General features: G+C 72.8%; 23 protein-coding genes and 1 pseudogene. 13 read left to right on the top strand and 11 right to left on the bottom strand.

Translation table 11 applies throughout. The features are described 5' to 3' along the window. Positions 1-50: 50 nt before the first annotated feature. Positions 51-841: pseudogene (locus ACIO9J_RS01570) on the bottom strand (IS5 family transposase). A gap of 51 nt (positions 842-892) precedes the next feature. On the opposite strand from ACIO9J_RS01570, the gene ACIO9J_RS01565 reads away from it, so the two are divergent. The 4 genes from ACIO9J_RS01565 (at position 893) to ACIO9J_RS01550 (ending at position 6,393) form a co-directional block, all read left to right on the top strand. Further along, on the top strand, positions 893-1,153 hold the full coding sequence (locus ACIO9J_RS01565) for a winged helix-turn-helix domain-containing protein (RefSeq protein ID WP_401990765.1): 261 nt from the start codon (positions 893-895) through the stop codon (positions 1,151-1,153). A gap of 305 nt (positions 1,154-1,458) precedes the next feature. Next, entirely contained in the window at positions 1,459-2,022 is a 564-nt protein-coding gene (locus ACIO9J_RS01560) for a tyrosine-type recombinase/integrase (RefSeq protein WP_401990764.1), read from the top strand. A gap of 52 nt (positions 2,023-2,074) precedes the next feature. After that, on the top strand, positions 2,075-3,238 hold the full coding sequence (locus ACIO9J_RS01555) for an exonuclease SbcCD subunit D (RefSeq protein ID WP_401990761.1): 1,164 nt from the start codon (positions 2,075-2,077) through the stop codon (positions 3,236-3,238). Then, positions 3,235-6,393, top strand: coding sequence for an AAA family ATPase (locus tag ACIO9J_RS01550; protein ID WP_401990759.1), 3,159 nt, complete (start codon positions 3,235-3,237; stop codon positions 6,391-6,393). Before ACIO9J_RS01555 ends, ACIO9J_RS01550 begins: the two co-directional genes overlap by 4 nt. Before the next feature lie 27 nt (positions 6,394-6,420). On the opposite strand, the gene ACIO9J_RS01545 is transcribed toward ACIO9J_RS01550, so the two are convergent. Both ACIO9J_RS01545 and ACIO9J_RS01540 read right to left on the bottom strand, forming a co-directional pair. After that, positions 6,421-6,867: an Lrp/AsnC family transcriptional regulator gene (locus tag ACIO9J_RS01545; protein WP_401990756.1), complete on the bottom strand. Its 447-nt coding sequence runs from the start codon at positions 6,865-6,867 to the stop codon at positions 6,421-6,423. A 153-nt stretch (positions 6,868-7,020) separates the two neighbouring features. Continuing rightward, complete coding sequence (locus ACIO9J_RS01540) at positions 7,021-7,761, bottom strand: S1 family peptidase (RefSeq protein WP_401990754.1); 741 nt, start codon at positions 7,759-7,761, stop codon at positions 7,021-7,023. 571 nt (positions 7,762-8,332) lie between these two features. Here ACIO9J_RS01540 and ACIO9J_RS01535 point away from each other — a divergent pair. Beyond that, positions 8,333-8,848 carry a rhodanese-like domain-containing protein gene (locus ACIO9J_RS01535; RefSeq protein ID WP_401990751.1) on the top strand — a complete coding sequence of 172 codons (516 nt, stop codon included), beginning with the start codon at positions 8,333-8,335 and terminating at the stop codon, positions 8,846-8,848. A 51-nt stretch (positions 8,849-8,899) separates the two neighbouring features. Continuing rightward, positions 8,900-9,745, top strand: coding sequence for an SDR family oxidoreductase (locus tag ACIO9J_RS01530; protein ID WP_401990749.1), 846 nt, complete (start codon positions 8,900-8,902; stop codon positions 9,743-9,745). Between the two features lie 57 nt (positions 9,746-9,802). On the opposite strand, the gene ACIO9J_RS01525 is transcribed toward ACIO9J_RS01530, so the two are convergent. After that, positions 9,803-11,515, bottom strand: a complete 1,713-nt coding sequence (locus ACIO9J_RS01525) for a DUF885 domain-containing protein (RefSeq protein WP_401990746.1) — start codon at positions 11,513-11,515, stop codon at positions 9,803-9,805. Between the two features lie 32 nt (positions 11,516-11,547). Then, positions 11,548-12,063 (bottom strand): Lrp/AsnC family transcriptional regulator, encoded by a 516-nt coding sequence (locus tag ACIO9J_RS01520; RefSeq protein ID WP_401990744.1) that lies wholly within the window; start codon positions 12,061-12,063, stop codon positions 11,548-11,550. 60 nt (positions 12,064-12,123) lie between these two features. On the opposite strand from ACIO9J_RS01520, the gene ACIO9J_RS01515 reads away from it, so the two are divergent. Next, positions 12,124-13,488: a trans-sulfuration enzyme family protein gene (locus tag ACIO9J_RS01515; protein ID WP_401990741.1), complete on the top strand. Its 1,365-nt coding sequence runs from the start codon at positions 12,124-12,126 to the stop codon at positions 13,486-13,488. Here ACIO9J_RS01515 and ACIO9J_RS01510 read toward each other — a convergent pair. Both ACIO9J_RS01510 and ACIO9J_RS01505 read right to left on the bottom strand, forming a co-directional pair. Continuing rightward, positions 13,412-14,881 (bottom strand): GNAT family N-acetyltransferase, encoded by a 1,470-nt coding sequence (locus ACIO9J_RS01510; RefSeq protein WP_401990738.1) that lies wholly within the window; start codon positions 14,879-14,881, stop codon positions 13,412-13,414. The genes ACIO9J_RS01515 and ACIO9J_RS01510 overlap by 77 nt on opposite strands. Before the next feature lie 125 nt (positions 14,882-15,006). Continuing rightward, positions 15,007-16,587 carry an alkaline phosphatase D family protein gene (locus ACIO9J_RS01505; RefSeq protein WP_401990735.1) on the bottom strand — a complete coding sequence of 527 codons (1,581 nt, stop codon included), beginning with the start codon at positions 16,585-16,587 and terminating at the stop codon, positions 15,007-15,009. A gap of 221 nt (positions 16,588-16,808) precedes the next feature. Between ACIO9J_RS01505 and ACIO9J_RS01500 the strand changes: the two genes are divergently transcribed. Continuing rightward, positions 16,809-17,474 carry a 1,4-alpha-glucan branching protein gene (locus ACIO9J_RS01500; RefSeq protein WP_401990733.1) on the top strand — a complete coding sequence of 222 codons (666 nt, stop codon included), beginning with the start codon at positions 16,809-16,811 and terminating at the stop codon, positions 17,472-17,474. Positions 17,475-17,491: 17 nt separating this feature from the next. Here ACIO9J_RS01500 and ACIO9J_RS01495 read toward each other — a convergent pair whose 3' ends face one another. Beyond that, a complete protein-coding gene (locus tag ACIO9J_RS01495) occupies positions 17,492-18,364 on the bottom strand; it encodes an alpha/beta fold hydrolase (protein WP_401990730.1) in 873 nt (290 codons plus the stop codon). A 209-nt stretch (positions 18,365-18,573) separates the two neighbouring features. Here ACIO9J_RS01495 and ACIO9J_RS01490 point away from each other — a divergent pair, with 209 nt between their 5' ends. Together ACIO9J_RS01490 and ACIO9J_RS01485 are read left to right on the top strand one after the other, a co-directional pair. Continuing rightward, a complete protein-coding gene (locus ACIO9J_RS01490; RefSeq protein ID WP_401990727.1) occupies positions 18,574-19,461 on the top strand; it encodes an RNA polymerase sigma-70 factor in 888 nt (295 codons plus the stop codon). A gap of 294 nt (positions 19,462-19,755) precedes the next feature. Next, a complete protein-coding gene (locus tag ACIO9J_RS01485; protein WP_401990725.1) occupies positions 19,756-20,517 on the top strand; it encodes a GntR family transcriptional regulator in 762 nt (253 codons plus the stop codon). 171 nt (positions 20,518-20,688) lie between these two features. On the opposite strand, the gene ACIO9J_RS01480 is transcribed toward ACIO9J_RS01485, so the two are convergent. From ACIO9J_RS01480 to ACIO9J_RS01470, 3 genes are all read right to left on the bottom strand, one after another. Continuing rightward, positions 20,689-21,846 (bottom strand): ROK family transcriptional regulator, encoded by a 1,158-nt coding sequence (locus ACIO9J_RS01480; RefSeq protein ID WP_401990722.1) that lies wholly within the window; start codon positions 21,844-21,846, stop codon positions 20,689-20,691. Between the two features lie 121 nt (positions 21,847-21,967). Continuing rightward, entirely contained in the window at positions 21,968-22,630 is a 663-nt protein-coding gene (locus ACIO9J_RS01475) for a response regulator (RefSeq protein WP_401990719.1), read from the bottom strand. A 14-nt stretch (positions 22,631-22,644) separates the two neighbouring features. Beyond that, positions 22,645-23,859, bottom strand: coding sequence for a sensor histidine kinase (locus tag ACIO9J_RS01470; RefSeq protein ID WP_401990717.1), 1,215 nt, complete (start codon positions 23,857-23,859; stop codon positions 22,645-22,647). A gap of 109 nt (positions 23,860-23,968) precedes the next feature. Here ACIO9J_RS01470 and ACIO9J_RS01465 point away from each other — a divergent pair, with 109 nt between their 5' ends. Genes ACIO9J_RS01465 through ACIO9J_RS01455 form a run of 3 tightly spaced genes read left to right on the top strand, consistent with a single transcriptional unit; the run spans position 23,969 to position 26,155 of the window. After that, positions 23,969-24,901, top strand: coding sequence for an ATP-binding cassette domain-containing protein (locus ACIO9J_RS01465; RefSeq protein WP_401990714.1), 933 nt, complete (start codon positions 23,969-23,971; stop codon positions 24,899-24,901). A gap of 2 nt (positions 24,902-24,903) precedes the next feature. Continuing rightward, positions 24,904-25,650 (top strand): ABC transporter permease, encoded by a 747-nt coding sequence (locus ACIO9J_RS01460; protein ID WP_401990711.1) that lies wholly within the window; start codon positions 24,904-24,906, stop codon positions 25,648-25,650. A gap of 34 nt (positions 25,651-25,684) precedes the next feature. Next, positions 25,685-26,155: a hypothetical protein gene (locus ACIO9J_RS01455; RefSeq protein WP_401990708.1), complete on the top strand. Its 471-nt coding sequence runs from the start codon at positions 25,685-25,687 to the stop codon at positions 26,153-26,155. Positions 26,156-26,161 lie beyond the last annotated feature (6 nt).

The raw sequence follows: 26,161 nt of genomic DNA, 5'->3' as shown, positions 1-26,161 counted from the left end.
GCACTCGCCGCCGTCGAAGAGGGACTTTGCCGCTACGGAGGCTGCTGCGATCATGGTCCGGCAGCCTTCTTGAGTCGTCGCCAACAGATCAGGCTGCAGGCCAGCGAGAGGAATGCGTCGTGGAGGTCGAGGCGTCGCTCCCACCGCACGGCCAGGCGCTTGTACTGGTGCAGCAGGGCAAAGGTCTGCTCGACAACGTAGCGGAGCTTGCCGAGGCCCTTGATGATCGGGGCGCTCCTGCGGGAGATCACCGGCAGGATCCGGCGGCGCCGAAGTTCACGGCGCGCAGCGCAGGAGTCGTACGCCTTGTCGCCCAAGACGGCGTCGGGGCGTCGGCGAGGACGGCCCGGGTGGCCAGCCACCGGCGGGATGCCGTCGACCAGGACGAGGGTCTGCGTGACGTCATTGACGTTCGCCGCGGTCGTGGTGACATGCAGCGGGGTGCCGCGCCCGTCGCAGATTGGATGGTGCTTGCTGCCCGTCCTGCGCCGGTCGACCGGTGACGGACCGGTCGCGGCTCCCCCTTTTTTTCGCGCGGACGTGGGAGCCGTCCACACACGCGCGCGATCACGCGCGATCAGTCGAGTTCGCCAGCCGCGTTCAGCTTCGCGAGCAGAGTGCGGTGCAGTTGATCGAAGACCCCTGCCTGCCGCCAGCGATCCAGACGCCGCCAACAGGTCTGCCCGGAGCCGAACCCCAGCTCCAGCGGCAGCAGCTGTCAGGAGATGTCCTGGTACAGGACGTACAAGATGCCCCGCAGGCACAACCGGTCCGAGACCGGCTTCGGCCCTGGCGACCGCTCGGGCCAGGGCGGTAGCAGCGGCTCGATCACTGCCCACAGGTACTTCGATCGGCCCGTGTCACTGCTCCGATCCTCTTGGCGCTCGGCGCCATGAACGTATGGACCGCCCAGACGCAAGCCGACTACGCCGCCCTCTCCACGGCCCTGTGCCTCTGCGTCTGCGCCGCCGGCCTTTTCGGTGAGGACTTGGTGCAGCGCGGGCATCGCCAAGACCTGATGGTGCTCGCGCACGTCGCGGCTCACCCGGGCGCCGAAGCCCGAGGCATCGCCCGAGCCGTCGGCAGCCCCGAACGCGTCGTGGCTCGCAACCTCAGCCGACTCACCGAGAAAGGGCTCCTCGCCCTGGAATAGAGAGGTAGTACCCGGCCCGCCCGCTGCATTCATGCATGCACCTGTCGGCTTCTGCACCAAGCCCCTCATGGCATGGATAGCGCTGTCGGCATTACCCAATCGACCACGCGCCCCAGCAAGCAAGGAACCCCAAAGTGCGCCGATCCGTGATAAGCCCTGCCCAATTTTGCTCAGGTAGCCCTCTCCAGGGCGCCGGTGGCCGGCCAGTCTCCGCTGCCGCTGCGCGGGTGGCCCCGTGAACGCCGGTGGGAGTAATCGCCTGCTGACGCCCGAAGAGGTAGCGGCTTGTTATTTCAATCTGGCTAATGGCTGGTTGTGGTCTTCGTATTGGTGAGGTATTGGCTGCGCGGTACGCAGGCTTCGATAACGGAGTGCTCCGTCTGCGACGTCAATTTGTGAGAGTGAAGCGAGTTGACGGGTATGAGGCGGAGCTTTCTCCTCTTAAATCCCGGGAGGACGGTGAGTGTCGCGACGTTCCAGTCCCGCAAGCCGTTTGGAGGGAGGTTGAGCGGCATGTGGCCGAATACGGCACCGGTCGGGATGGGTACTTGATGCACGCCCATCACGGTGGAGAGGCGCTCGATTCGAACTACCGCGTTGACCTCAAGAATGCCGTCAAGAAGGCGGGTTATGGGGACGAGCCGTGGACGGCGCATACTCTGCGGCATTTCTTTGCGAGCAGCGCTATTGCGGGTGGGGTTTCACTCCTGGAGGTCTCACGCCGGTTGGGGCGCTCGACGATCCAGATCACGGCGGACATCTACGGCCATCTCACCCCAGATGCCGGTGGCAAACTGAGGGTCGTGATGGATGAGGTGCTGACTGGCGCTAGCGTAGTTGGAGATCCTGGCGAGGCCGGTGCTGGGTAGGTGCTGGTTCTGGGGGCTGAGTGAGGGAAAACATGCAGGTCGGAGCGGCACGTTGAGGATTCTGCACACGTCCGACTGGCATCTGGGGCGATCGTTCCACCGCGTGAACATGCTCGATGCCCAAGCCGCGTTCATCGGCCACCTCGTCCGCACCGTCCGGGAGCGGGAGGTGGACGCCGTCGTCGTGTCCGGTGACGTGTACGACAGGGCGGTGCCGCCGCTCGCGGCCGTCGAGCTGTTCGACGACGCGCTGCACCGCCTCGCCGACCTCGGCGTACCGACGGTCATGATCTCCGGCAACCACGACTCCGCGCGGCGCCTCGGCGTCGGGGCCGGACTGATCGACCGCGCGGGCATCCACCTGCGCACCGACCCCGCGGCCTGCGCCGAGCCCGTGGTGCTCGCCGACGCCCACGGGGACGTGGCGTTCTACGGCCTGCCCTATCTCGAACCGGCCCTGGTGAAGGACGAGTTCGGGGTGTCGAAGGCGGGCCACGAGGCGGTCATCGGCGCGGCCATGGAGCGCGTCCGCGCCGACCTCGCCACGCGCGCGCCGGGCACCCGCTCCGTCGTCCTCGCGCACGCGTTCGTCACCGGCGGCCAGGTCAGCGACAGCGAGCGGGACATCACCGTCGGCGGTGTCGCCGCCGTCCCCTCCGCGGTCTTCGACGGCGTCGACTACGCGGCACTCGGCCACCTGCACGGCAGCCAGACGCTCGACGCGCGCGTGCGCTACTCCGGCTCCCCGCTGCCGTACTCGTTCTCCGAGGCCGACCACCGCAAGAGCATGTGGCTCGTCGACCTCGGCCCCGCAGGGGACATCGCCGCCGAGCGCGTCGACTGCCCGGTGCCGCGCGCGCTCGCCCGCCTCAGGGGCACCCTCGACGATCTGCTCGCCGACCCGGATCTCGCCCGGCACGAGGAGGCCTGGGTCGAGGCCACCCTCACCGACGCGGTCCGTCCCGACGACCCCATGGCCCGCCTCTGCGAGCGCTTCCCGCACGCCCTGAGCCTCGTCTTCGACCCGGACCGCGCGCCCGACGACCCGGACGTCTCGTACGCCCAGCGCCTCCAGGGCCGCAGCGACCAGCAGATCGCCGAGGACTTCGTGGTCCACGTGCGCGGCGCGGGGCCAGACGACGAGGAGCAGGCCGTGCTGCGGTCGGCCTTCGACGCCGTCCGCACCGACGACACGCTCCAGGAAGTGGCCCGATGAGACTCCACCGGCTGCGCGTCACCGCCTTCGGCCCCTTCGGCACCACCCAGGACATCGACTTCGACGAGCTCTCCTCCGCCGGGCTCTTCCTGCTGCACGGCCCGACCGGCGCGGGCAAGACCTCCGTCCTGGACGCCGTCTGCTATGCGCTGTACGGCTCGGTGCCAGGACCACGGCAGGGCAGCGCCGGGCAGGGCATGGGCCTGCGCAGCGACCACGCCCAGCAGGGCACGCGCACCGAGGTGTGTCTCGAACTGACCGTCGCGGGACGCCGCATCGAGATCACCCGCCAGCCCCCGTGGGAGCGGCCGAAGAAGCGCGGCACGGGCACCACCACGGAGAAGGCCCAGAGCTGGCTGCGCGCGTACGACCCCGGGGCGGCGGGTGAGACGGGGGAGCCGGGAGAGGGCGGCGCGGGTTCCTGGAAGGACCTCAGCCGTTCCCACCAGGAGATCGGCGAGGAGATCTCGCAACTGCTCGGCATGAGCAAGGAGCAGTTCTGCCAGGTCGTGCTCCTGCCTCAGGGCGAGTTCGCGCGGTTCCTGCGCGCGGACGCCGAGGCGCGCGGCAAGCTCCTGGGCCGCCTCTTCGACACGCGCAGGTTCGCCGCCGTGGAACAGCGGCTCGCCGAGCAGCGGCGCACGACGGAGGCCGCGGTCAAGGAGGGCGACGCGGCGCTCCTCGCCGACGCCCACCGCATGCAGCAGGCCGCCGACGACGGGCGGCACGGCATCGAGCTGCCGCTGCCCGACGTGGCGCCCGGCGATCCTGGCCTCGCCGCCGAGGTGCTCACCTGGGCCGCCGTCGCCCGCACCAGCGCCCGCGAACGCCTCACCGTCGCGCATTGCGCCCTCACGGCCGCCGAATCCGCCCAGGCCGCCGCGGAGCGCTGGCTCGGTGACGTACGCGAACTCGACCGCCTGCAAAGCCGGTTCGCCGAGGCCACGGAGCGCGCCGGGCACCTCGACGCGCGCGCGGACGAACACCGGGAACTCCAGGAGCGCCTCGACCGGGCGCGGAAGGCCGAGCAGGTCGCCCCCGCGCTCGGTCTGCGCGAGTCGGCCGAGGCCGAACACCGCCGCGCCGCTCACGACGAGGCACGCACGCGTGCCCGCCTCCCGGAGACCTTCGCCGGCTCCGACGCCTCGGGGCTGGCCGCCGCCGCGCGCAAGGCCGCCGAGGAACTGGGCGGCCTCGCGGGCGCCCGGCGCGCCGAGCACCGCCTCACCGAGATCAGCGCCGAACGCGCCACTCTGGACCGCCAGGAGCGTGCCGACGACGAGCTGCTCCAGGAGGCTTCCGGCTGGCTCGACGGCTGGGAAGCGACCCGGGCCGCACTCCAGGAACGCATCGAGGCGGCCCAGGAATCCGCGACCCACGCCGAACGCCTGGCGGGCCGCGTCGAACCGGCCCAGACGCGTCTTGACGCCGCACGCCGACGCGACCGGCTCGCCCAGGAAGCGGCGCACGCGCTCGAACGCGCCATGGCCGCGCGCGAACGTTCCACCGCGGCGCACGAACACTGGCTCGCCCTCAAGGAGCAGCGCCTCAACGGCATCGCGGCCGAGCTGGCCACGCATCTGACCGACGGCGCGCCGTGCGCGGTCTGCGGCGCGACCGAACACCCGCAGCCCGCGCGGAAGATCGCGGGCCACGTCGACCGCGGCGCGGAGGAGGCGGCACTCGCCGCCCACCGGCGCGCCGACGAGGAGCGCACCGCCGCCGAACGCGCCCTCGGCGACGTACGCGAGTCGCTGGCGGCGGCGACCGAGGCGGCGCGGGGTGCGGCGACGGCGGAACCCGATGCCACGGAAGCCCCCAACAGTCCGTCCGGGCAAGCGACTTCAGCCGTGAGCGGCGCGGGCGGTGATCGACAGGAACCGGCGGACGAGCCCTTGGTGGCCGAACTCGCCGCGGCCGTCGACGCGTTGCGCCGCGCGCACGCCGAGGCCCGCGACCGTGCCTCCGGGCTGCACGCGGCGCGCGAGGCGCTCGCCCGCGCCGAGCGGGAGTACGACCGCAGGCTCGCGGGACAGCAGGAGGCCGCGACACGCGCCGCGTCGCGGGCCACCCTGCGTGACGCCCTCTCTCGCGAACAGCAGTCCCTGGACACCGAGTTGTCCCGCGCGCGGGGCGTCAGCGGCAGTGTCGCGGCGCGCGCGTCACAGCTGGAGCGGCAGGCGGCCCTGCTCACCGAGGCCGCGGACGCCGCCCGCGCCGCCGCCGACACCGCGGAGCGACGCAAGGACGCCGACGCGCGACTCGCCGACGCCGCCTTCCGCGCCGGGTTCGACACGCCGTCGGGCGCGGCGGCCGCCCTGCTCGACGACGCCAGGTACCGCGAGATCCAGCACCGCATCGACGCCTGGCGCAACGACCGGGCCGCAGTGCGCGCCGTCCTCGCCGAACCGGACACGGCCGCCGCCGCACGGCAGCCCGCCGCCGACCTCGCCCAGGCCCGCACGGCGGCCGAGACCGCGGGGCACCGGCTGCGCGCCGCCGCCTCCGGACGCGACGCGGCGGCCCGCCGCTGCGCCGAACTCGACCGCCTCTCCGGCCGGGCCGCAGCGGAGATGCGCAGGCTGGCACCGCTGCGTGCCGCGTACGACCGGGTCGCCCGGCTGGCCGGCCTTGCCGCGGGCACCTCGGCGGAGAACGAACGCAGGATGCGCCTGGAGTCGTACGTGCTCGCCGCCCGGCTCGAACAGGTCGCCGCGGCCGCGACCGTCCGGCTGCGCAGGATGTCCTCGGGGCGCTACACCCTCGTCCACTCCGACGACCGCACGGGGCGCGGCCGTTCGGGCCTCGGGCTGCACGTGGTCGACGCCTGGACGGGCCGTGAGCGCGACACGGCGACGCTGTCGGGCGGTGAGACGTTCTTCGCCTCGCTCGCGCTCGCCCTCGGCCTCGCGGACGTGGTCACCGACGAGGCGGGCGGCGTCCGGCTCGACACCCTCTTCATCGACGAGGGGTTCGGCAGCCTCGACGACCAGACGCTCGACGAGGTCCTCGACGTCCTGGACTCGCTGCGCGAGCGGGACCGCAGCGTCGGCATCGTCAGCCACGTCGCGGACCTGCGGCGCCGTGTGCACGCGCAGCTGGAGGTCGTGAAGGGACGGGCGGGGTCGGCGGTACGGCAGCGGGGCGGCAGCTGACCGGACGTGCCGCCGGGGCCGCGCCGGTCAGCGGCCGAGCGGGCGGCGCGGCAGGGGAGAGGAGTAGACGACGCTGGTCGTCACCGAACCCAGTGCGCCGATCTTCCCCGACACCTCTTCGAGGTGCTGCATCGACCGCGCGGTGACCTTGATGACGAAGCAGTCGTCACCCGTGACGTGGTGCGCTTCGAGGATCTCGGGGGTCGCGTCCACCAGGTCGTGGAACGGCTTGTAGTTGCCGTTGGGGTAGCGCAGCCGCACGAAGGCCAGGATGGGCAGGCCGAGCCGCTCCGGATCGATCACGGCCGCGTACCCCTGGATCACACCGGCCTCCTCGAGGCGCCGCACGCGCTCGGTCACGGCGCTCGGGGACATCGAGACGGCGCGCGCCAGCTCCGCGTAGCTGGCCCTGCCCTCGCGCTGGAGGACGTCGAGGATGCGCCAGTCGGTGGCGTCCGTGGAATAACCGGTCATGTCCGAGAGGTAACAGGGAAATCCCCGGCCGGACAAGGGGGAAGCCGGGGATCGGTCCCGCTCGTCCGCATTTCGCCCGACGTGACGTGTGCCGCCCCCGCGCGGCGTGAGCGCGGGGGCGACGGTGCGGCCCTGCCGGACGCGTGCGCCCGGTCAGACGCCCGCGACGCTCTGGATCCAGGAGCGGTACGCGGTCACGTTCGTGTACGCGGTCGTGGTCTGGCGGTCACTGGTGGAGGCGACGCCGACCTGCGCGCCGCCCGCCATCATGGGACCGCCGGAGTCGCCGCCCGCGGTGATGCCGTCGCCGCGCCGGGCGCAGATGGCGCGGCCGCCGTACGCGTCCGTGCAGCCGCCGGTCACCACGACGTTGGCGACCTTCAGGCGCTGGGACTGGCAGTTGATCTCCGGGCTGCACTGCGAGGTGGCTCCCCAGCCGTACACCTGCACGGTCTGGCCGACCTGGACCGAACCCGGGTTGCCCAGTTGCGCGTAGCTGCCCGGCACGGAGCGGTCCAGCTGGACGAGGGAGAGGTCGGCGGTCGAGTGGCTCTGGACGCGGACGCCGTTGGCGACCGTGCCGCCGGACGTCTGGTCGAGGCTGCCGATGCGGAACGAGAGGCCGCCGCCGCTGACGCAGTGCTTGGCGGTGAGGATCCAGGTCCGGGCGACGATCGTGGCGCTACAGGTCTGCCGGCCGTTGGAGAAGAGCCTGGCGGCCCAGGGGGCGTTGCTCGCGTAGCCGCCGCCGATGATCGGGTGGGGGGAGTTGACGGATGCCGCGGGGGGAGTCTCCGCGGTCGCCGCGCTCCGGGCGGCCGCGGTGGGGGCCGTGAGGCCGAGGACGGCGAGTGCGGTGGCCGCGATCGCGGGGGCAAGTCTGGGGATTCGCACGTTCGTCTCCATTGTGTGGGGATGAAACGTCCTGGGATGAGGACGAGGCCGCATAGATATGCGGCCTCCAGCGCACGCGCGGACGGCGGGTGTGCCCTGTCGCGTGCATGCCATCTCTGGCTGGGGAGAATCTGACAGAGGAGGCGTCGATGGCGCAAGGGGTGTGCGGCTGCCCGAATTTCGTCGTTCCGCTTGCGGGCCGGCCGCGCTGTCGAGCCCGATCCGCGCTGTGAAGTAGCGGCCGGTGCCGATCTGCGGCAGCACGAAACCGCCGTGTGGGCTTGCGCTTCGACGTATGGCCAATCGCTCCTGGTCTGGACCATTCTTAAGCGGAGGGACGCCCTCCTGGCAACGGTCTTTCGCGACAAACCTGTTGGCCGTCGGGCGTCCGCCTCGGACTCCCGCGCAGGTCCTGAGAGGTTCCGGAGGCACTGCTCGGGCGTCCCTGCGACGGCCTGCCGTGCATCCCACGGGAGGTGGCGGCAACTCGCCGGGAAATCCACGGCCGCACCGCGGGGATGCCGGGGATCACCCCTTCAGGGTTCCGGCCACCGCCCGTAGATTTTTCGCCATGAACAACACGAACGTGCAGCTCAGCAGCCCTTCAGCCACCACTTCCGGCGCCACCAACTCCGTACTGCGGGTGCCCCCGGCGTCCCCGGCCGCTGCCGCCGCGTACTTCGGCGCGAGCCTCGCCTTCCACGCCGATGTCTCCGACGTGGCGTCCGCGCTCGCCGACGGCGGCGACCCGGGCTTCGTCGTGATCGACACCCGGTCCACCGCGTCCTGGGACCAGGGCCACGTCCCCGGCGCCCTGCACCTGCCCACCGCGCTCATCCCCGAGCAGGCGGAGGCGCTGCTCGACAAGTCGGTGCCGGTGGTCACCTACTGCTGGGGCCCCGGCTGCAACGGCGCCACCCGCGCGGCACTCGCCCTCGCGCGACTCGGCTTCCAGGTCAAGGAGATGCTCGGCGGCTTCGAGTACTGGGCGCGCGAGGGCTTCGAGTTCGAGACGTGGGAGGGCCGCGAGCGGCGCGCCCCTGACGCGCTCACCGCGCCGGTCGACGCCGAGGACTGCGGCTGCTGACGCGCGAAATCGCCGTGCGACGCGCCGCCGAGGCGCGCATCATGATCTGCCATGCCCCACCTTCCGCATCCCACGGCCGGCCAACTCCGCCGCGATCCGCTGCCGTTGCGCGGCCGCACCGCGCTCGTCACCGGTGCCAGCAGGCGTGGCGGCATCGGGTACGCCGTCGCACGGCGGCTCGCCGCGTACGGCGCCGGTGTCTATCTGCACCACCACGTTCCGCACGACGCCGCGATGCCCTGGGGCGCCGACCGCCCCGAGGACGTCGTCGAAGGGGTGCGCGAGGTGCTCGGAGATCCGGCGGCGCCGCTCCGCGCGGGGCCCGGTGACCTGGCGGAGGCCGACGCCCCGGCCCGGCTGATCGAGACCGCCGCCGACGCGCTCGGCGGGCGGCTCGACATCCTCGTCGCCAACCACGCGCTGAGCGGCCGCGACGGATCGCTCGACGCGATCGACGCCGCCATGCTCGACGCGCACTGGGCGATCGACACCCGTTCCGTGATCCTGCTCGTGCAGGCGTACGCCAGGCTGCGCGCGAAGCTCCCGTCCCCGGCGCCCGGCGGGCGGATCGTGATGATGACGTCGGGGCAGGACATCGCGGGCGGCATGCCGGGCGAGATCGCCTACAGCCTCCAGAAGGGAGCGCTCGCCTCGGCGACCCGCACCCTCGCGACCGCGCTCGCCGATCTCGCCGTCACGGTGAACTGCGTCAACCCCGGCCCCGTGGACACGGATTACCTCACCGGTGACGACTACGCGGCGGTCGCGGCGCGGTTCCCCGCGGGCCGCTGGGGGATGCCGGACGATCCGGCCCGGCTCATCTCCTGGCTCGCCACCGATGAGGCCGCCTGGATCAGCGGGCAGGTCATCGACTCGGAGGGCGGCTTCCGCCGCTGACGTCCCTCGCCGGGTGGACGAGGGACGTCAGCGCGGCGAGGGACGTCGGCGCGGCCCTCACAGCGCGGAGAGCTCGTCCACCAGGTCGTCGAGGCCCAGCGATCCCTGCGAGAGCGCGGCCATGTGCCAGGCCTTGGCGTCGAACGCGTCGCCGTGCCTGCGCCGCGCGTTCTCGCGCCCGAGCAGCCAGGCCCGCTCGCCCAGCTTGTAGCCGATGGCCTGGCCGGGAATCGTCAGATAGCGGGTCATCTCGCTGGCCACGTACTCCGCGGGACGGCTGCAGTGCGCGGCGTAGAACTCCTGGGCGAGGTCGGGGGTCCAGCGCTCGCCCGGGTGGAAGGGCGAGTCCGCGGGGATCGCCAGCTCCAGGTGCATGCCGATGTCGACGATGACGCGCAGCGCGCGCGTCATCTGCGCGTCGAGGTAACCGAGCCTGCGCTCGGGGTCGGTGAGGAAGCCGAGCTCGTCCATCAGCCGCTCCGCGTACAGCGCCCAGCCCTCCGCGTTGGCGCTGACGATGCCCACGGTCGCCTGGTAGCGGGAGAGGTCCCCGGCGACGTGCGCCCACTGGGCGATCTGCAGATGGTGTCCGGGAACGCCCTCGTGGTACCAGGTGGAGACCAGGTCGTAGACGGGGAACCGGGTCTCGCCCATGGTCGGCAGCCAGGTGCGGCCGGGGCGCGAGAAGTCCTCGGACGGGCCCGTGTAGTACGGGGCGGCCGCGCCGCCGGGCGGGGCGATCCGCGACTCCACCTTCCGTACCCGCTCGGCGAGTTCGAAGTGCGTGCCGTCCAGCTGGCGGATCGCCTCGTCCATCAACTCCTGGAGCCAGACCTTGGTCTCCTCGACGCCCTCGATGTGCGTCCCGTGCTCGTCGAGGTGCGCGAGCGCCACCCACGGCGTCGCCGCGCCGGGCAGGATCTTCTCGGCCTCGCTGCGCATCTCGCCGAGCAGCCGGTGGAACTCCGCCCAGCCGTACGCGTACGCCTCGTCGAGGTCCAGGTCGGCGCCGTTGCACTCGCGGGACAGGCGGGCGTAGCGCTCACGGCCCACGATGTCGGGGGAGCCCTCGATCGCGGGTGCGTAGACGTCCCGCATCCAGTCGCGCAGCGCCACGACCGCCTCGGTGGCCTTCCGCCCGGCCGCGTCGAGTTCGGCGCGCAGCGCGTCGGGGCCCGCGGCCGCGAAGTCCTCGAACCAGCCGCGGCCGTCCGCGCCGCCGGGGCCCGCCCACTGCGTGAGCTGGTCGATGAAGGTGTCGGTGGGCCGGGGCGCCGCGTGCAGTTCGCGTTCGAGGCCGAGCGCCAGCGAGGACCGGTACCCCTCGTACGCGGCGGGCACGGCCCGCAGCCGTTCGGCGACCGCCGCCCAGTCCTCCTCGGTGTCCGTGGGCGTCACGGTGAAGATCTCCCGCACCTGATGCGGCACGGTGTGCAGATTGCCGACCGCCCGCAGCCCCTCCTCGGCCTCGTGCACGGCGAGCTGTGCGGTGAGCCGCTCGCGCAGCAGCCGCCCGCAGCGCCGCTCGATCTCGCTCTCCGCACCCGGCTGCCGCTCCGCCTCGGCCAGCCGCGCCAGGGTCGTCCGCGCCAGGTGCGCCAGCGCCTCCTGGCCCGCGGGGGAGGTGTCGGGGAGCCTGCGGTTGCTCTCCTCGACGCCGAGGAAGGTGCCGGTGATCGGGTCGAGCGCGATGAGTTCGTCGACGTAGGCGTCGGCGACGTCGCGGGGCAGCGGGGCGGTCTTCGCCGGCGGGTTCTTCGTGGCTGACATGCGGACATCCTCGTACGCGGAAGGGGTGCGCGTCACCATGATTGGTCGGAGGAATCACGGGCGCCGACGGCTTCGGCGTCCGGCGGCAGGAGCGGACCGCACGCCCACTGCTGGAAGATCAACCGGGTCTCCACACGGGCCACTTCGCGCCGCGCCGTGAACTCGTCGAGGACGAGCCGCTGGAGATCGGCCGGGTCGGCCACCGCCACGTGCACCAGGAAGTCCTCGGGGCCGGTGAGGTGGAACAGCGAGAGCGCCTCGGGCAGCGCCCTGACGCGGTCCACGAAGGGGCCCACGAGATCACGGCGGTGCGGGCGCACCTGCACCGAGAGCAGCGCTTCGAGGCCGCGGCCGAGCTTCGCCGGGTCGAGCCGCAGCTGATGTCCGAGAATCACTCCCGAACGCCGCAGCCGCGTCACGCGATCCAGACAGGTGGACGGCGCGACACCGACCTGCGCGGCGAGATCCCGGTAGGTGGTCCGGGCGTCGTTCTGCAACAGCCGCAGAATGTGGAGATCCACCGGGTCGAGTGCGACGGATTCGGCCATCGGCCGAACGTAGCACGGCAGTTGGTACTCCGACCCCGGCCGATGTTCAGGCTGTGCGGCATGGACGCGAACACGAACACGGCACGGCGCCCCACCACCCACGGCGGCGACCCGGCGGTGCCGGACGGCGGCGGGGCGGCGACAGCGCCCGGCACCGGGCGGCGGACGGCGGTGGGGGTGGCCGGAAGCACCCGCCCGCCGCGCGCCCTGGCCACCGAGGCGGTGCACGCGGGGCGGGAGGATCTGGCCGAACTCGGCCTGCACGCCCCGCCGATCGACCTCTCCACGACCTACCCCTCCTACGACAGCAGGGGTGAGGCCGCCCGCATCGACGCCTTCGCCACGGACGGCACGGTGGACGGCGGGCCGCCCGTCTACGCCCGCCTCGGCAATCCGACCGTCGCCCGCTTCGAGACCGCGCTCGCCCGGCTCGAAGGCACCGAGAGCGCCGTCGCGTTCGCCAGCGGCATGGCGGCACTGACCGCGGTCGTCCTCGTACGGGCGGCGGCGGGTCTGCGCCATGTCGTCGCGGTCCGGCCGCTGTACGGCTGCAGCGACCACCTGCTCACCGCGGGCCTCGTCGGCACCGAGGTGACCTGGGTGGACCGCTGGGATCTCGTGGGCGCCGGTGAGAGCGGCCCCGCCGACGCCATCGCGGCCGCCATCCGCCCCGACACCGGCCTGGTGATGGTCGAGTCGCCCGCCAACCCGACGCTCGCCGAACTCGACCTGCCCGCCGTCGCCCGCGCCTGCGGCGAGGTCCCGCTGCTCGCCGACAACACCTTCGCCACGCCCGTGCTGCAACGGCCCGCCGAGAGCGGCGCCCGGCTCGTGCTGCACAGCGCGACCAAGTACCTGGGCGGGCACGGCGACGTCATGGGCGGCGTGGTCGCCTGCGACGAGGAGCTCGCGCGCCGGCTGCGCCAGGTGCGGTTCACCACCGGCGGGGTGCTGCACCCGCTCGCCGGCTATCTGCTGCTGCGCGGCCTCGCCACGCTGCCCGTGCGGGTGCGCGCGGCGTCGGCCAACGCGGCCGAGCTGGCGCGCCGCCTGGCCGCCGACCCGCGCGTGGTCCGCGTCCACTACCCCCGGCTCGGCGGCGCGATGGTCGCCTTCGAGGTGCGCGGCGACCCGCACGAGGTGATCGCGGGCGTCCGCCTGATCACCCCGGCGGTCAGCCTCGGCAGTGTCGACACGCTCATCCAGCACCCGGCGTCGATCAGCCACCGGGTCGTCGACCCGGCGGACCGGCGCTCCTCGGGCGTGAGTGACCGGCTGCTGCGCATGTCGGCGGGCCTGGAGGACGTCGAGGACCTGTGGCACGACCTCGACCAGGCGCTCGGCCCCGTCAGCGGTCCGTCCGCTGATGCTCCCCGAGAACGTCGTCGTGCCCCCGCGCAGGGTCGTACGGCAGTCGCGAGCTGACCGGGGTGGCGTCGAGCCGGGCCGTGATCACCAGCGTGCCCTCCTCGATCTGGTAGTCGAGCGGCAGGCCGAGCCCGCGCATCGCCGCGACCATCCCGGTGTTGGACGCCTGCGTCACCGCGTACACGCTCTCGCAGCCCGCCTCCACCGCGAGCGCCACCAGTCGGCCGAGCAGCAGGCTGCCGATGCCGCGCCGCTGCCACTCGTCCTCGACGAGCAGCGCGATCTCGGTCTCGTCGCCGTCCCAGAGCAGATGGCCGACGCCGACGACGCGGCCCGACGCGGTCTGCACCGCGAGGGTGCGGCCGAACCGAGGGCTGAGCAGGTGGTTGAGGTAGCGGTCGGCGTCCTGCACGGGGCCGTGGTAGCGCATCGCGAGCGTGCGGCGCGAGCAGCGGTCGTGCATGGCCTTGGCGGCCTCGACGTCGGCGGTGTCGGCCCTGCGCACCGTGATGGAGTTGCCCTCGGGCAGCGTCAGGACGTCCTGGCTGCGCGGGATGCGCGGACCGAGCCGGGTGTCAAGCTCGACCAGGGCGCGCGCCCGCGCGAACTCGGTGGGCGTGAACGGCAGATACGGCCGCTCGACCGTGATCACCTCGCCCTCGGGCCCCTTGAGCCGCAGCACGGTTCCTTCGAGTACGCCGTCGACGGGCGCGGCGTCGTCCTCGCGCGGCGCGGCCGACCTGCCCGCGGGGAGCGAGCGGATGGTGCAGCGGCCCAGCAAGTGCCGCAGCGCGAGCGGCAGTTCGGCGGCGTCCAGGGCGGTGCGGGTGGCGAGGCCGAGGATGCGGGTGGGCGCGTCGACGAGGTCGTGCGCGTCGGCGCGCTCGATCCAGGTCCCCGTGCCGCCCGCGTGGGCGACCGCCCGGGTGAGCGCGGCGGCGGGCAGCTCATCCGGGGCGCGCAGCAGGAACTCGTCGACGGTGCCTTCGGCCAGCGGGTGCGCCTGGAGGCTGAGGATGTCGACGCGCCGCTCTGCGAACGACACGCACAGCGCGGCGAGCGAACCCGGCTCGTCCCGCACGGTCGTCCGCATCCGCCAGAGTGTCGTGGCCCCCGACGGCTCGCCGGGGCCGCCCGCCGTGGTGGTGGAGGAGGTGCGCCCGGCCTGCTCCGCGCTCGCGGACGGCCGGGCGCCGGTATCGTGCCGGGCCGGCGGGGCATGGCCGTGGCGCCGTGCCCACCAGGTGTGGAACCCGGCCGTGGCGAGCAGCACCACGGCCGAGATCGCGAGCAGGGCGGGCCCGTCGGGCCCGTGCCCCACCAGGTTCGCCACCGCGTCCGCCACCGCGACGGCGGTGAACAGGGCGGCCAGTTCGACCACGTCGCGCCGCCAGTGGTGGACGGGGCGGCCGTGCTTGGTCCGGGTCACATCGGACGGATCAGCTTTCATACGGCCACTGTCGCCGACCGGTGTTGCGTGATCACAAACGCCCTGTGACCGATGGGTAAAGAGGTCTTATGTCTGGTTGCCCGCTATTTGCCCGCTGCGGGAGCGGCTCCCGCGTGCCGCTCCGGCTACTGCCCCACGCGCCCCGGCTGCAGCTCCTGGGTGAACAGCACCCCGCCGCCCTCCTGCCGCAGCCGCACCGTCAGCACACCGCTGTCGCCGTCGATGTCGACCTCGCCGAAGTACTGCGGGGTCTCGGCGGGCGAGGTGTTCGCGCGGCTCGGCGCCTTGATGAACGGCTGGGCGGGCCCGAACGTTCCGTCGAGCTTCGTCGCGGCGAAGCCACCGGCGGCCAGCGGCCCCGACACGAACTCCCAGAACGGCGCGAAATCCTTGAACGCCGCGCGCGAGGGGTCGTAGTGCTGCGCCGAGGTGTAGTGCACGTCGGCGGTCAGCCACAGCGTCCCGGTGATCCTGCGGTGCTTGATGTGCCGCAGCAGCTCGGCGATCTGGAGCTCACGCCCGAGCGGGGCACCCGGATCGCCCTGGGCCACGGCCTCGAAGTTGGTGCTGCCGTCGGGCACGACGAGGCCGAGCGGCATGTCGGAGGCGATCACCTTCCACACCGCGCGGGACCGCGACAACTCCCGCTTCAGCCAGGCGAGCTGGCGCGCGCCGAGGATCCCGGTGGCGTCGTCGGGCTGTCTGCCCGGAGAGTTGGCGTTGCGGTACGAGCGCATGTCGAGCACGAACACGTCGAGCAGCGGCCCGTGCCGCAGCACGCGGTACACCCGGCCGTCCTCGTCGCCGGGCGGCAGCGTCGAGACCGGGAAGTACTCGCTGAACGCCCGCAGGGAGCGGGCCGCGAGCACGTCGACGTTCTTCTCCGTGTAGCGGTCGTCGTTCAGGATCTGGCCGGGGTACCAGTTGTTGTGCACCTCGTGGTCGTCCCACTGGACGATCGAGGGCACCTGGGCGTTGAAGCGGCGCAGGTTCTCGTCGAGCAGGTTGTAGCGGAAGGCGCCGCGGAACTCCGCGAGGGACTCGGCGACCTTGGACTTCTCCTCCGTCGTGACGTTGCGCCACACGGTGCCGTCGGGCAGCGTCACGCTGGGCAGGATCGGCCCGTCGGCGTAGATGTTGTCGCCGCTGCACAGGAAGAAGTCGGGGTCGCGCCGGCGCATGTCCTCGAAGACGCGGTAGCCGCCGCGGTCCGGGTTGATGCCCCAGCCCTGGCCGGCGATGTCACCGGACCACAGGAAGCGCACGCCGTCCTTGCGGCCCTTGGGGGAGGTGCGGAACGTGCCGGTGACCGGTTCGCCCGTGCGCCGCGGATCGTCGGGGTCCGCGAGGCGTACGCGGTAGTGGATCTGCTCACCCGCGGGCAGACCGCGCAGACGCGTGGTGCCCGTGAAGTCCGTGCCGGGGCCGAGCAGCGGGCCGTGCCAGCGGTGCGGGTGGCGGAACGACTCGGTGGCCGAGGTCTCCACGACCATGCGCGCGGGCCGGTCGGAGCGGACCCACACGAGCCCCGAGTGCGCGGTCACGTCCCCGGCCTGCACGCCCCACTGTGCCTTCGGACGTCCCGAGAGGGCGAGCGAAGGGGCCGCCCCGGCCAGCGCGGGCACGGCGAGCGCCGCCGGTAGGGCGAGCGATCCGCGCAGCACGCTGCGGCGACGGGGGGACGGACTCGGCTGACGGTGTGACATGAATGCGCCTCCAGTGACGGGTGCGACCAGTGTGCTGTGGGCCGACAGGTGACGCGCCACAGCGCCCACGCGAAGCACAAGTGAACAACTCGTGGCGGCCGCAGGGGAACCGCCGCGCGGACACTGACTGAACCCGTTGGGGCCGGGTCCCGTCGGCGGCGCGCGGCACGGATGCGAAGGTGTGATCGTCCGCGTCCGTCCAGTGAAGGGGATCACCCGCCATGGCCGTCATCCACCAGACCGTCCTGAAGCCGACGAAGCTGGAACTGCTCACCTCCTGGCTGCCCTCCCGCCCGTGGTACCGGGGCGGCAGCGGCGCACCGCAGCTGGCGAAGGCGGGCGGCTTCCGGCTCGACGACCCGCGGGGCGAGGTCGGCATGGAGTTCATCGTGGCCACCGACGGCGCGGGCCCCGACCCGGTCACCTACCTGGTGCCCCTCACCTATCGCGGTGCCCCGTTGGAGGGCGCGGAACACGCGCTCGTCGGCACGATGGAGCACGGGGTGCTCGGGCGGCGCTGGGCGTACGACGGCTGCTACGACTCCGTGCTCGTCGAACAGTTGTGGGCGCTGGTCGAGGGGCGGGTGCGGGCGCAGGACCAGAACGTCAGCGACGCGCCCGACCGGGAGGTCAGCACCTCCCGGTCGGGCGATGGCCCCATCGCAAGGGATCTCACCGCGATCGTCGCCGAAGGCGCCGAGAGCACCGAGCTGACCGCGGCCCAGGGCACGACCCTCAGCCTGCACAGGATCCTGCGCCCCGCCCCGGACGGTTCGCCGCTCATTCCGCGGGGCGCCGCCGGACACGTCGCGGGCGCCTGGACCGCCCCGGACGGGACCCGCGCACGGGGTTTGTTCGCCACCCTGTACACCGGCAACGGGTCCTGACCTGCATCCGCCGCCTCCTACGCTCCCGTCATGTGCCGGGCCGGCACCTGCGCCGTCCCGGCCCGGCAGGTGTCGAGGATGACGCGGGCGACCAGCGCCGGGTCGTCGTTCATCGGCACGTGCCCGCACCCGGTCAGCCGGACGAGCCGCGCGCCGGGGATGGCGTGCTTGGCGCGGATGCCCTGGCGGCGCAGGAGCAGCCGGTCCTTGGTGCCCCAGGCCACGGTGACCGGGATGTCCGGGACGTCGTCCCGGAAGAGGACGTCGCGCCCTGCGGCCAGCGTCTCGTCGAAGCCCGTCGCGGCCCGCAGCGCGAGCGTCTCGGCGACCACCGCCTCCGGCGAACGGCGCCAGGGCCGGGCGTAGATGGTGCTCGTCAGCGCCGTACGCCCCGCCGCGGTCCTGGAGAGCCGCTCGATGGCGGGCCGGGGCAGCAGGCGCGCGCCCTGGCGCATCGCCTGAAGCGTGCCGAAGGCGTACCGGCGTTCGGCCGGGGTCCAGAAGCCGCCGGGGGAGAGCGCGGTGACCGAGCGGACGAGGTGCTCCCTGCCGAGCTCCAGCGCGAGCAGCCCGCCCAGCGAGTTGCCCGCCACGTGCGGTCGTTCCACTTCAAGCGCCGCGCAGAGCGAGCCGAGTGCCGCCGTCACCGTCGTGAGGTCGTACGGCAGTCCGTCCGGCAGGGCCGCGGACTCGCCGAAGCCCGGCAGGTCCACCGCGATGACGTCGTAGTCGGCGGCCAGGATGTCGAGCACCGGGGCCCAGGCCTGCCAGTGGTGACCGATGCCGTGCAGGAGCAGCAACGGCTCGCCCGTGCCCGCCCGTTCGTAGTGCACGGTCATCTCCCGGGGGCCGCCGGGCGATGCGACGCTGAAGGACACCTGTGCGGCCATGGCTGCTCCTGTCCCCGTCCCTGGGCGACGGTTCCTTAGACTCGATGTCAGCAACAATTACCGCTCAGTAGGCCCTACTTCAAGAGGGCGTCCGGATTGTCGTCGCCGCCGAGGCCCCACGCCGCCCGCCACCGCCCCGAATGTGCTGCGCGCCGCATCGATTCCGCCTGGACAGAGGGTGTTTCGTCGGTTGGGATGGAGGGGTGGCTATGGACAGCATGACCGATGTCTTCGAAGAGCACCGCACCGTCCTGATGGGCGTCGCCTACCGCATGCTCGGCAGGGTGGCCGACGCGGAGGACGTCGTCCAGGACGCCTGGCTCCGCTGGTCGACCGTCGACCGCGGTGAAGTGCGCGAGCCGCGCGCCTATTTGGTGCGCGTCACCACCCGCCTCGCCATCGACCGGCTGCGTCACCTCCAGTCCCGGCGCGAGTCGTACGTGGGGCCCTGGCTCCCCGAGCCGTACGTCACGGACTTCGGCGCCAAGGTCCCCGACACCGCGGAGCGGGCCGTGCTCGCCGAGTCCGTGTCCCTCGCGGTCCTCGTCGTCCTGGAGTCCCTCTCGCCCCTGGAGCGCGCCGTCTTCGTGCTGCGCGAGGCCTTCGGGTTCCCGTTCGCCGAGATCGCGCAGACCCTGGAGCGCAGCGAGGCGGCCGTACGGCAGCTGGCGGGGCGGGCCCGCAAGCACGTCGAGGACGGTACGCCCCGGTACGAGGTGGATCCCGTCGAGCGCCGTGATCTGACCGAGCGGTTCCTGGCGGCGGCGACGGAGGGCGACCTCGACGGGCTGATGTCACTGCTGGCGCCGGACGTCACCCTGGTCGGCGACAGCGGCGGCAAGTCCAAGGCGCCGCTGCGGGTCATCGAGAGCGCGGACAAGGTGGGCCGCTTCGTCCAGGGCGCCGTCCGCAAGGGGTTCGCCGACGGCGGGGTCGCGGAATTCCGCTTCCTGGAAGTCAACGGCGCCGAGGCGCTGCTCGTCACCGTCGACGGCAAGCCGGACAGCGTCCTCCAGTTGGAGGTCGCCGACGGACGGGTGCAGCGCGTGTTCATCGTCCGTAATCCGGACAAGCTCGTGTCGTTCGGTTCGGAGTAACTCCCCGGAATATCGTCCACCTAGGGATCAATCAGTACGAAGTGAGCCCCTGTCGCGTCGGCGGGGGCTCGCTTTTGTGCCCACCGCGCCTGCCTGGCTGATTACGCCCGCTTGGCCGCCCGCGAACAGCGCGTGAATGCTCTGTGGCATCACCCCTGTGCGGGCTGTAACGGATCGAGGATTGGTCTTGACCAAGGGTGGGTGCGGCCCTATGGTCGCAGGGATAGTGCAGGAACCTTTAATAAACAAGGGCGCTTAAACGCCGCCGGTTGCACGGCGATTGCGGAGGACAGGGTGGGGACCACGCAGCTCGAAACGGTGCCGGAGCCGAAGTACTGGCATCTGAAGACCGTGCTCAGTGAGGCGCTCGACTCCGAGTTCGCCGTGGGGGAGATCCTGCCCAACGAGCGTGATCTCGCCGCCCGGTTCGGTGTCGCCCGCGCCACACTGCGCCAAGCACTCGAGCAGCTCGAACTGGAAGGCCGGCTGCAGCGCCGCCGCGGAGTGGGCACGACCGTCGCTCCGCCGCGGATGGGCGTGGCCGTCGGATCCGCGCAGGGCACATGGCCGGGCGCGGTCGGCGACGCCTGGCAGCCCGCGGACTGCGCCCCGGCGGTCCCGTCCGCGGACGTGGCGCGCATGCTGGAGACGCTGCCGGAGGAGCAGGTGCACATGGTGCGCCGCACCCGCGTCTCGCACGGGCAGCCCGTCGCCGCCGAACTGCTCTACATCCCGACGTCCTCGGTGCCCGAACTGACCGGTATCGACGCCCCGTCCGGCGCGGCACGCGCGCGTACGGTGCTGCGCGAGCTGGCCGGGCTCGGACTCGAAGGACAGGACAGGGCCGTCGAGCTCGGCTCGGCCCGCGCGGACGACGCCAGGGCGCTCGACCGGCTGCCCGGGGCACCCGTCCTCGTCGTGACGACCCGCTTCTTCGCCGAGGGCCGCACGGCCGCCGTCTCGGTGGCCACGTACCGGGCCGACACCTGCCGGCTCACCTTCGGTGACTCCGGGGGCGTGGAGATCCACCATGGTCCGGAGCGCCGCGCTTCCTGACGCCACCTGAGCCGATGGCCCACGCGGGCATCGGCCCGACACCTCGCGCCCGGCCCCGTGCCGGGCGCTTCGTGTTTCCCGCGGTCGTGAGGCCCGCCGTTCACCGCGCGGTGCGGCGTCGGTCGGTGGTGCGGCGCGGGTCCGTGGGGTCCGTCGTGCGGCACCCGTCCCTCACCGCCGCGCCGTGACCGTCCCCTCGACCGCGAACAGCTCTTCCTCGACGTGGTCGAGGGCGAGGCGCAGCGCGCCCGTCGCCACCGCCGCCTCGCCGAGGAGCGACAGCGCGACGCGTGGCGGGCGCAGGCAGTAGCGGGCCAACTCGCGGTGCAGCGGCTCCAGTACGCCGTCCAAGCCCGCGGCCCAGCCGCCCACCACGACCAGTTCGGGGTCCAGGGCGAGCACCAGGGCGGCCACGTCGTGCACCAGACGTTGGATGAAGCGTTCCACCGCCGCCTGCGCGCGCTCGTCGCCCTCGCGCGCGTGCGCGAAGACCTCCGCCACGGCCTGCTCGTCCAGCGGGTGCAGCGGCTCGCCCGTCGTCGAGAGCAGCGTCTCCGGAGTGACCTCGCGGCCCAGCAGGTGCAGCGCGCCGATCTCGCCCGCCGCGCCGCCGTAGCCGCGGTGCAGCCGGCCCCCGATCAGCGAACCGGCCCCGGGGCTCAGGCCCGCGAGGACGAACACCATGTCGTCGGTGTCGGTCGCCACGCCCTTCCAGTGCTCGGCGACGGCCGCCGCGTTGGCGTCGTTCTCCACGAGCACCGGGCACTTGAACGACCGGCGCAGCCGCTCGCCCAGTTGCAGCCCCGTCCACTCGGGCAGCGCGGTGCCAAGGCGTACCGTGCCGTCGACCTCGACGATGCCGGGGCTGCCGACCCCGACGGCGCGCAGCGAGCTGCGGGCGATGCCCGCGCGGCGCAGCAGGTCCGCGACGACGGTGCGCAGCCGCTCCAGGCGCTCGTCGGCGCTCGCCGCCTCGGAGACGTCCTTCGACGCCGTGCCGAGGATCTTGCCGTCGAGGTCGGAGAGGGCGGCGGCGACCCGGTGCGGGCCGATCTCCAGGCCGAGCAGATGCCCCGCCTCCGCCCGGAAGCGGAACTTCCGCGCGGGCCGTCCCTGACGTCGCGCGCCGCTCTCCTCGGCGTCGGACTCCACCACGAGCCCGGCCTCGATGAGTCCCTCGACGACTCCCTCGACGGTGGGCCGGGAGAGTCCGGTCACGCGGGTGATCTCCGTGAGCGTGGCCAAGTCCGCGGCGCGCAGTGCGTGCAGCACCACCGCGGAGTTGATCCGCCGCAACAGAGAGGGGTCCCCGCCGGTCAGCCGCCCCAACGTCCGTCCTCCCAGCTCGTGCGCATGATGGCCGGATCGTACTCGCCGGGCGGTGCCGCGGCGAGTGCCGGGCCCGCCTTCGTCCTGTGCGCCGGTCTCGGCCCGACGCGCCGCGCGGCCCTCATCCGGGCGCGACGAATCCGGACTCGTAGGCGGTGATGACCGCCTGCGTCCTGTCCCGTGCCCCCAGCTTGGCGAGGACGGAGCTGACATGGGACTTGACCGTCTCCGTGCCGACGACCAGACCGGAGGCGATCTCGGCGTTCGAGAGGCCGCGGGCCATCAGCCGCAGCACCTCCGCCTCGCGTTCGGTCAGGGCCGCCCTGTCCAGCACGGCCCTGGCCTGCGGATTGCCCCGCTCCGCGCCGTACTCGCCCGCCAGCTGACGCACCGCCGCGGGAAAGAGCAGCGACTCGCCCTCGGCGACGAGACGGACGGCGTGCACGATCTCGGCGGGCCTGGCGCGCTTCAGGAGGAACCCGTCGGCTCCCGCGCGCAGCGCCTCGTAGACGTACTCGTCGTTCTCGAAGGTCGTGATCACCAGGATCTTCGGCGGGTCCTTGACCGTGCGCAGGACGGCTCGGGTGGCCTCGATGCCGTCGAGCAGCGGCATGCGTACGTCCATCGCGACCACGTCGGGCCGCAGCTCGCGGACAAGGGGGATCACCGCGGCGCCGTCCGCCGCCTCGCCGACCACCTCGATGTCGGGCTGTGCCGAGAGGACGGCGCGCAGCCCCGCGCGTACGAGGGGTTCGTCGTCGACCAGGAGCACTGAGACCGGCATCCGGTCAGCCTAGATCACCGCAGGGGCAGCTCGACGTGCACCTGCCATTCACCTTCGTCGGGTCCGGTGGTCGCCCGGCCGCCGAGGAGGGTGGCGCGCTCGCGGATCCCGCGCAGCCCGCTGCCGCCGCGCCCCGTCGCCGTGGTCTGCCGGGGCAGCGCGTTGCGCACGCTCATCACCAGGCGGGCGTCGTCGACCGCTATGCGCAGGCGCACGGGGACCGGGCCCGAGTGGCGCAGCACGTTCGTCAGGGCCTCCTGGAGCATGCGGTAGCCCTCCCGGGAGACCGGTCCCGGCAGGCGCTCCACCGGGCCCGTCACCTCGACGTCGACCTTCGCCCCCGATGCGCGTGCCGAGTCGAGGAGGCGTTCGGCGTCGGTGAGGGTGGGGCGCGCGCTCGCCGGCTTCTCGTCCTCGCGCAGCACGCGCAGGACCCGCTCCAGGTCTTCGAGCGCGGCCCTGCCCGTCTCCTCGACGGCCTCCAGGGCGCGGTCGGTGAACTCGGGGTCGGCGGCCGCCCGCGCCGCGCCCGCCTGGACGACGGCGACGGTCAGCGCGTGTCCGATGGAGTCGTGCAGCTCGCGCGCGATGCGATTGCGTTCGAGGAGCTGCTCGGTGCGCTCCTCCAGGACGGCGAGACGCTCCGCGGGGGAGGGGCCCAGCAGGCGGCGCGCCGCCAGGGTCATGAACCGGCCCGACACCACGGTCAAGGCCAGGGCCGCCAGGGCGGGGACGAGACTCAGGGGCAGATTGGCCCAGCCCGCGGAGGGGGCCGCGAGGAGCAGCCCGTCGGTCTCCGGTGGTTCGTCGATGGCGCCCAGCATCGCGAAGGAGAGCCCGATGAGCTGCCCGATCCCGAGCACCACGCCGCAGCCGACCTCCAGGCGCAGCACCAGCCACAGCGCGGTCCTGCCCCGGTCGCGCCAGGAGACGGACGGGGCCACGGAGATGCCCGGTTCCCCGTCCTCGCCCTTCACGCGCGCGTGCGGACCCGGCAACAGCATCATCCGGGCCTGGAGCCCCTCCGCCCGCCGCATTGCGGGCACCATGGCGGCAAGCACCATCAGCGGGACGGGAAGGGTCAGGATCGCCAGCCAGCCGCCGCGCGTGGGGCTCGCGAGGCCCGGATAGACGGAGGCGGAGACCCAGGCCACGGCCGAGCCCAACAGGATGTGCAGACACCGCGTATAGGTGACCGCCTGCGTCAGGGGTCTCAGGAAGCCGGGCATGGCGACATCCTGCCAGGCGCGTCGCGCGGCCCGGCTCCCCCATGAGGGGGAGACGACCTCCCCGGGCGGGGGAAGACCGGGAAGGGCCTTCGCGGCGAGGCTGATGCCCATGACCAGCATCGACGTCCAAGACCTCACCAAGGAGTACGGCACGACCCGGGCGGTGGACGCCCTCACGTTCAGCGTCCGCCCCGGCCGGGTCACCGGATTCCTCGGCCCCAACGGCGCCGGAAAGTCCACCACCATGCGCCTCGTCCTCGGCCTGGACCGCCCCACCTCGGGCACGGCCACCATCGGCGGTCACGCCTACGCCGCCCTGGCGGACCCGCTGCGCCACGTCGGCGCGCTCCTCGACGCCCAGGCGGCGCACGGATCGCGCACCGCCCGCAGCCATCTGATCGCGCTCGCCGTCAGCAACCGCCTCCCCGCGCGGCGCGTCGACGAGGTCCTCGACGAGGCCGGGCTCACGTCCGTGGCCGGTCGCAGGATCAAGACGTTCTCGCTCGGCATGCGCCAGCGCCTGGGCATCGCGGCCGCACTCCTCGGCGACCCCGGCGTGGTGATGCTCGACGAGCCGTCCAACGGCCTCGACCCCGAAGGCATCATCTGGATCCGCGAGTTGATGCGGCGCCTGGCGGCGGAGGGACGCACGGTCCTGGTCTCCAGCCACCTCATGAACGAGACCGCCACCTTCGCCGACCACCTCGTCGTCCTCGGCAGGGGAAGGCTCCTCGCCGACACCCCGATGCGGGAGTTCATCGAGGGACACAGCCGCCCGCGCGTCCGGGTGCGCACCACGGACCCCGACGCGCTGCGCGGCGTCCTGTCGGGCCAGGGGTACGTCCTGGGGGCGGCGCAGGACGGCAGGTGGACGGTCGAAGGGGCCAGGGCCGAGGAGGTCGGCGCCGTCGCCGCGCGAGCCGGGATCCCCGTCCTCGAACTCGCCGACGAGCAGGCGTCCCTGGAGCAGGCCTACCTCGCTCTCACGGCCGACGAGACGCAGTTCGCGGCCACCGCACCCACGACCCGTCAGGAGGCCTGACCATGGCGAACACCGCCGCACTTCCCGTCGCCCACGCCGAGTGGCTCAAGATCAAGTCCTTGCGGTCCAGCATCGGTTCGCTGCTCGCCGTGTTCCTGGTCAGCGTCGCCATCACGGCACTGGTGTTCGCCACCGTGGGCAAGGCCGAGGCGGACAACGCCGACGCCGAGCCGCTGTTCGGCGCCTTCTACGCCTTCAACTTCGGGCAGATCGCCGCCATCAGCTTCGGCACCACCGCCGTGTCCTCGGAGTACACCGCCGGAGCCCTGCGGATCTCACTGGCCGCCGTACCGCGCCGCGGGCTGTTCTACGGCGCCAAGATGGCGGTCGTCGGCGGCCTCGCCCTGCTCGCGGGGATCGCGGCGAGCTTCGGCACCTTCCTGGTCGGCCAGGCGTTCCTCGGTGAGTACGCCATCGGGCTCGGCCACCCCGGCGCGCTGCGCGCCTGCGTCGGCGGAGGCATCTACCTGGCGCTGATGGCGCTCCTCGCGGCGGGCCTCACCGCCGTGCTGCGCAGCGGAGTCGCCGTCCTGAGCATCCTCATCCCCTTCACGCTGATCGTCTCCTTCGTGGTGGGCGACGTGGCGAGCGGAGCCGCGAGCTTCCTGCCGGACAAGGCGGGCCAGCAGGTGCTGCACGAGAACCCGGCGGGAACCCTCGGCCCCTGGACCGGACTCGCGGTGACGGCGGCCTGGGCGGCCGCCGCGCTGCTCGCCGGCTGGTGGGCGGTGCGGCGCAGGGACGCGTGACCGATTGTCAGTGGCGCCCGCTTTACTGGGAGTCATGAGTACCGCAGAGCATCTCGCCGCGATCGACCTGCTGCGTGCCCGGGAATTCCCCGTGGTGCACGGCAGGTCGGAGCGCGGCTCACAGGGTCCCGGGTACCACATAGCGGAGTTACTGACGAGCGATCCCTTCTGGGACGACGACGGCACGCGCTGGGAGGCCACCGAGGATCAGTACGAGGCCGAGCGCGACGGCCTCGCGGTGCTCCTCGCCGACCGGTGGGGACCGCCCCAGACGTTCAGCCTCCAGAGCCTCTTCGAGCGTGTCGTGGACACGGACTTCGGAGATCTGGCGGACGGGGGAGCGGACGAGGAGATACCGGAGCCGTGGGCGCAGCTGAGCGCGTCGGTGCCGGATCTCCATCTGTGGCGGGTCGAAGGGCGCTGGATAGCCCTCGGCGTCTCGCAGTGGGACAAGGAGCAGCCGTTCCAACTGCTCGCGGTGGTCACCGAGACCGACCCGCCGTGAGGGCCG

The organism is Streptomyces sp. NPDC087300 (assembly GCF_044744425.1).
In the GTDB taxonomy this organism is placed as follows: Bacteria; Actinomycetota; Actinomycetes; order Streptomycetales; family Streptomycetaceae; genus Streptomyces.
This window is presented reverse-complemented; position numbering and strand designations above follow the sequence as displayed.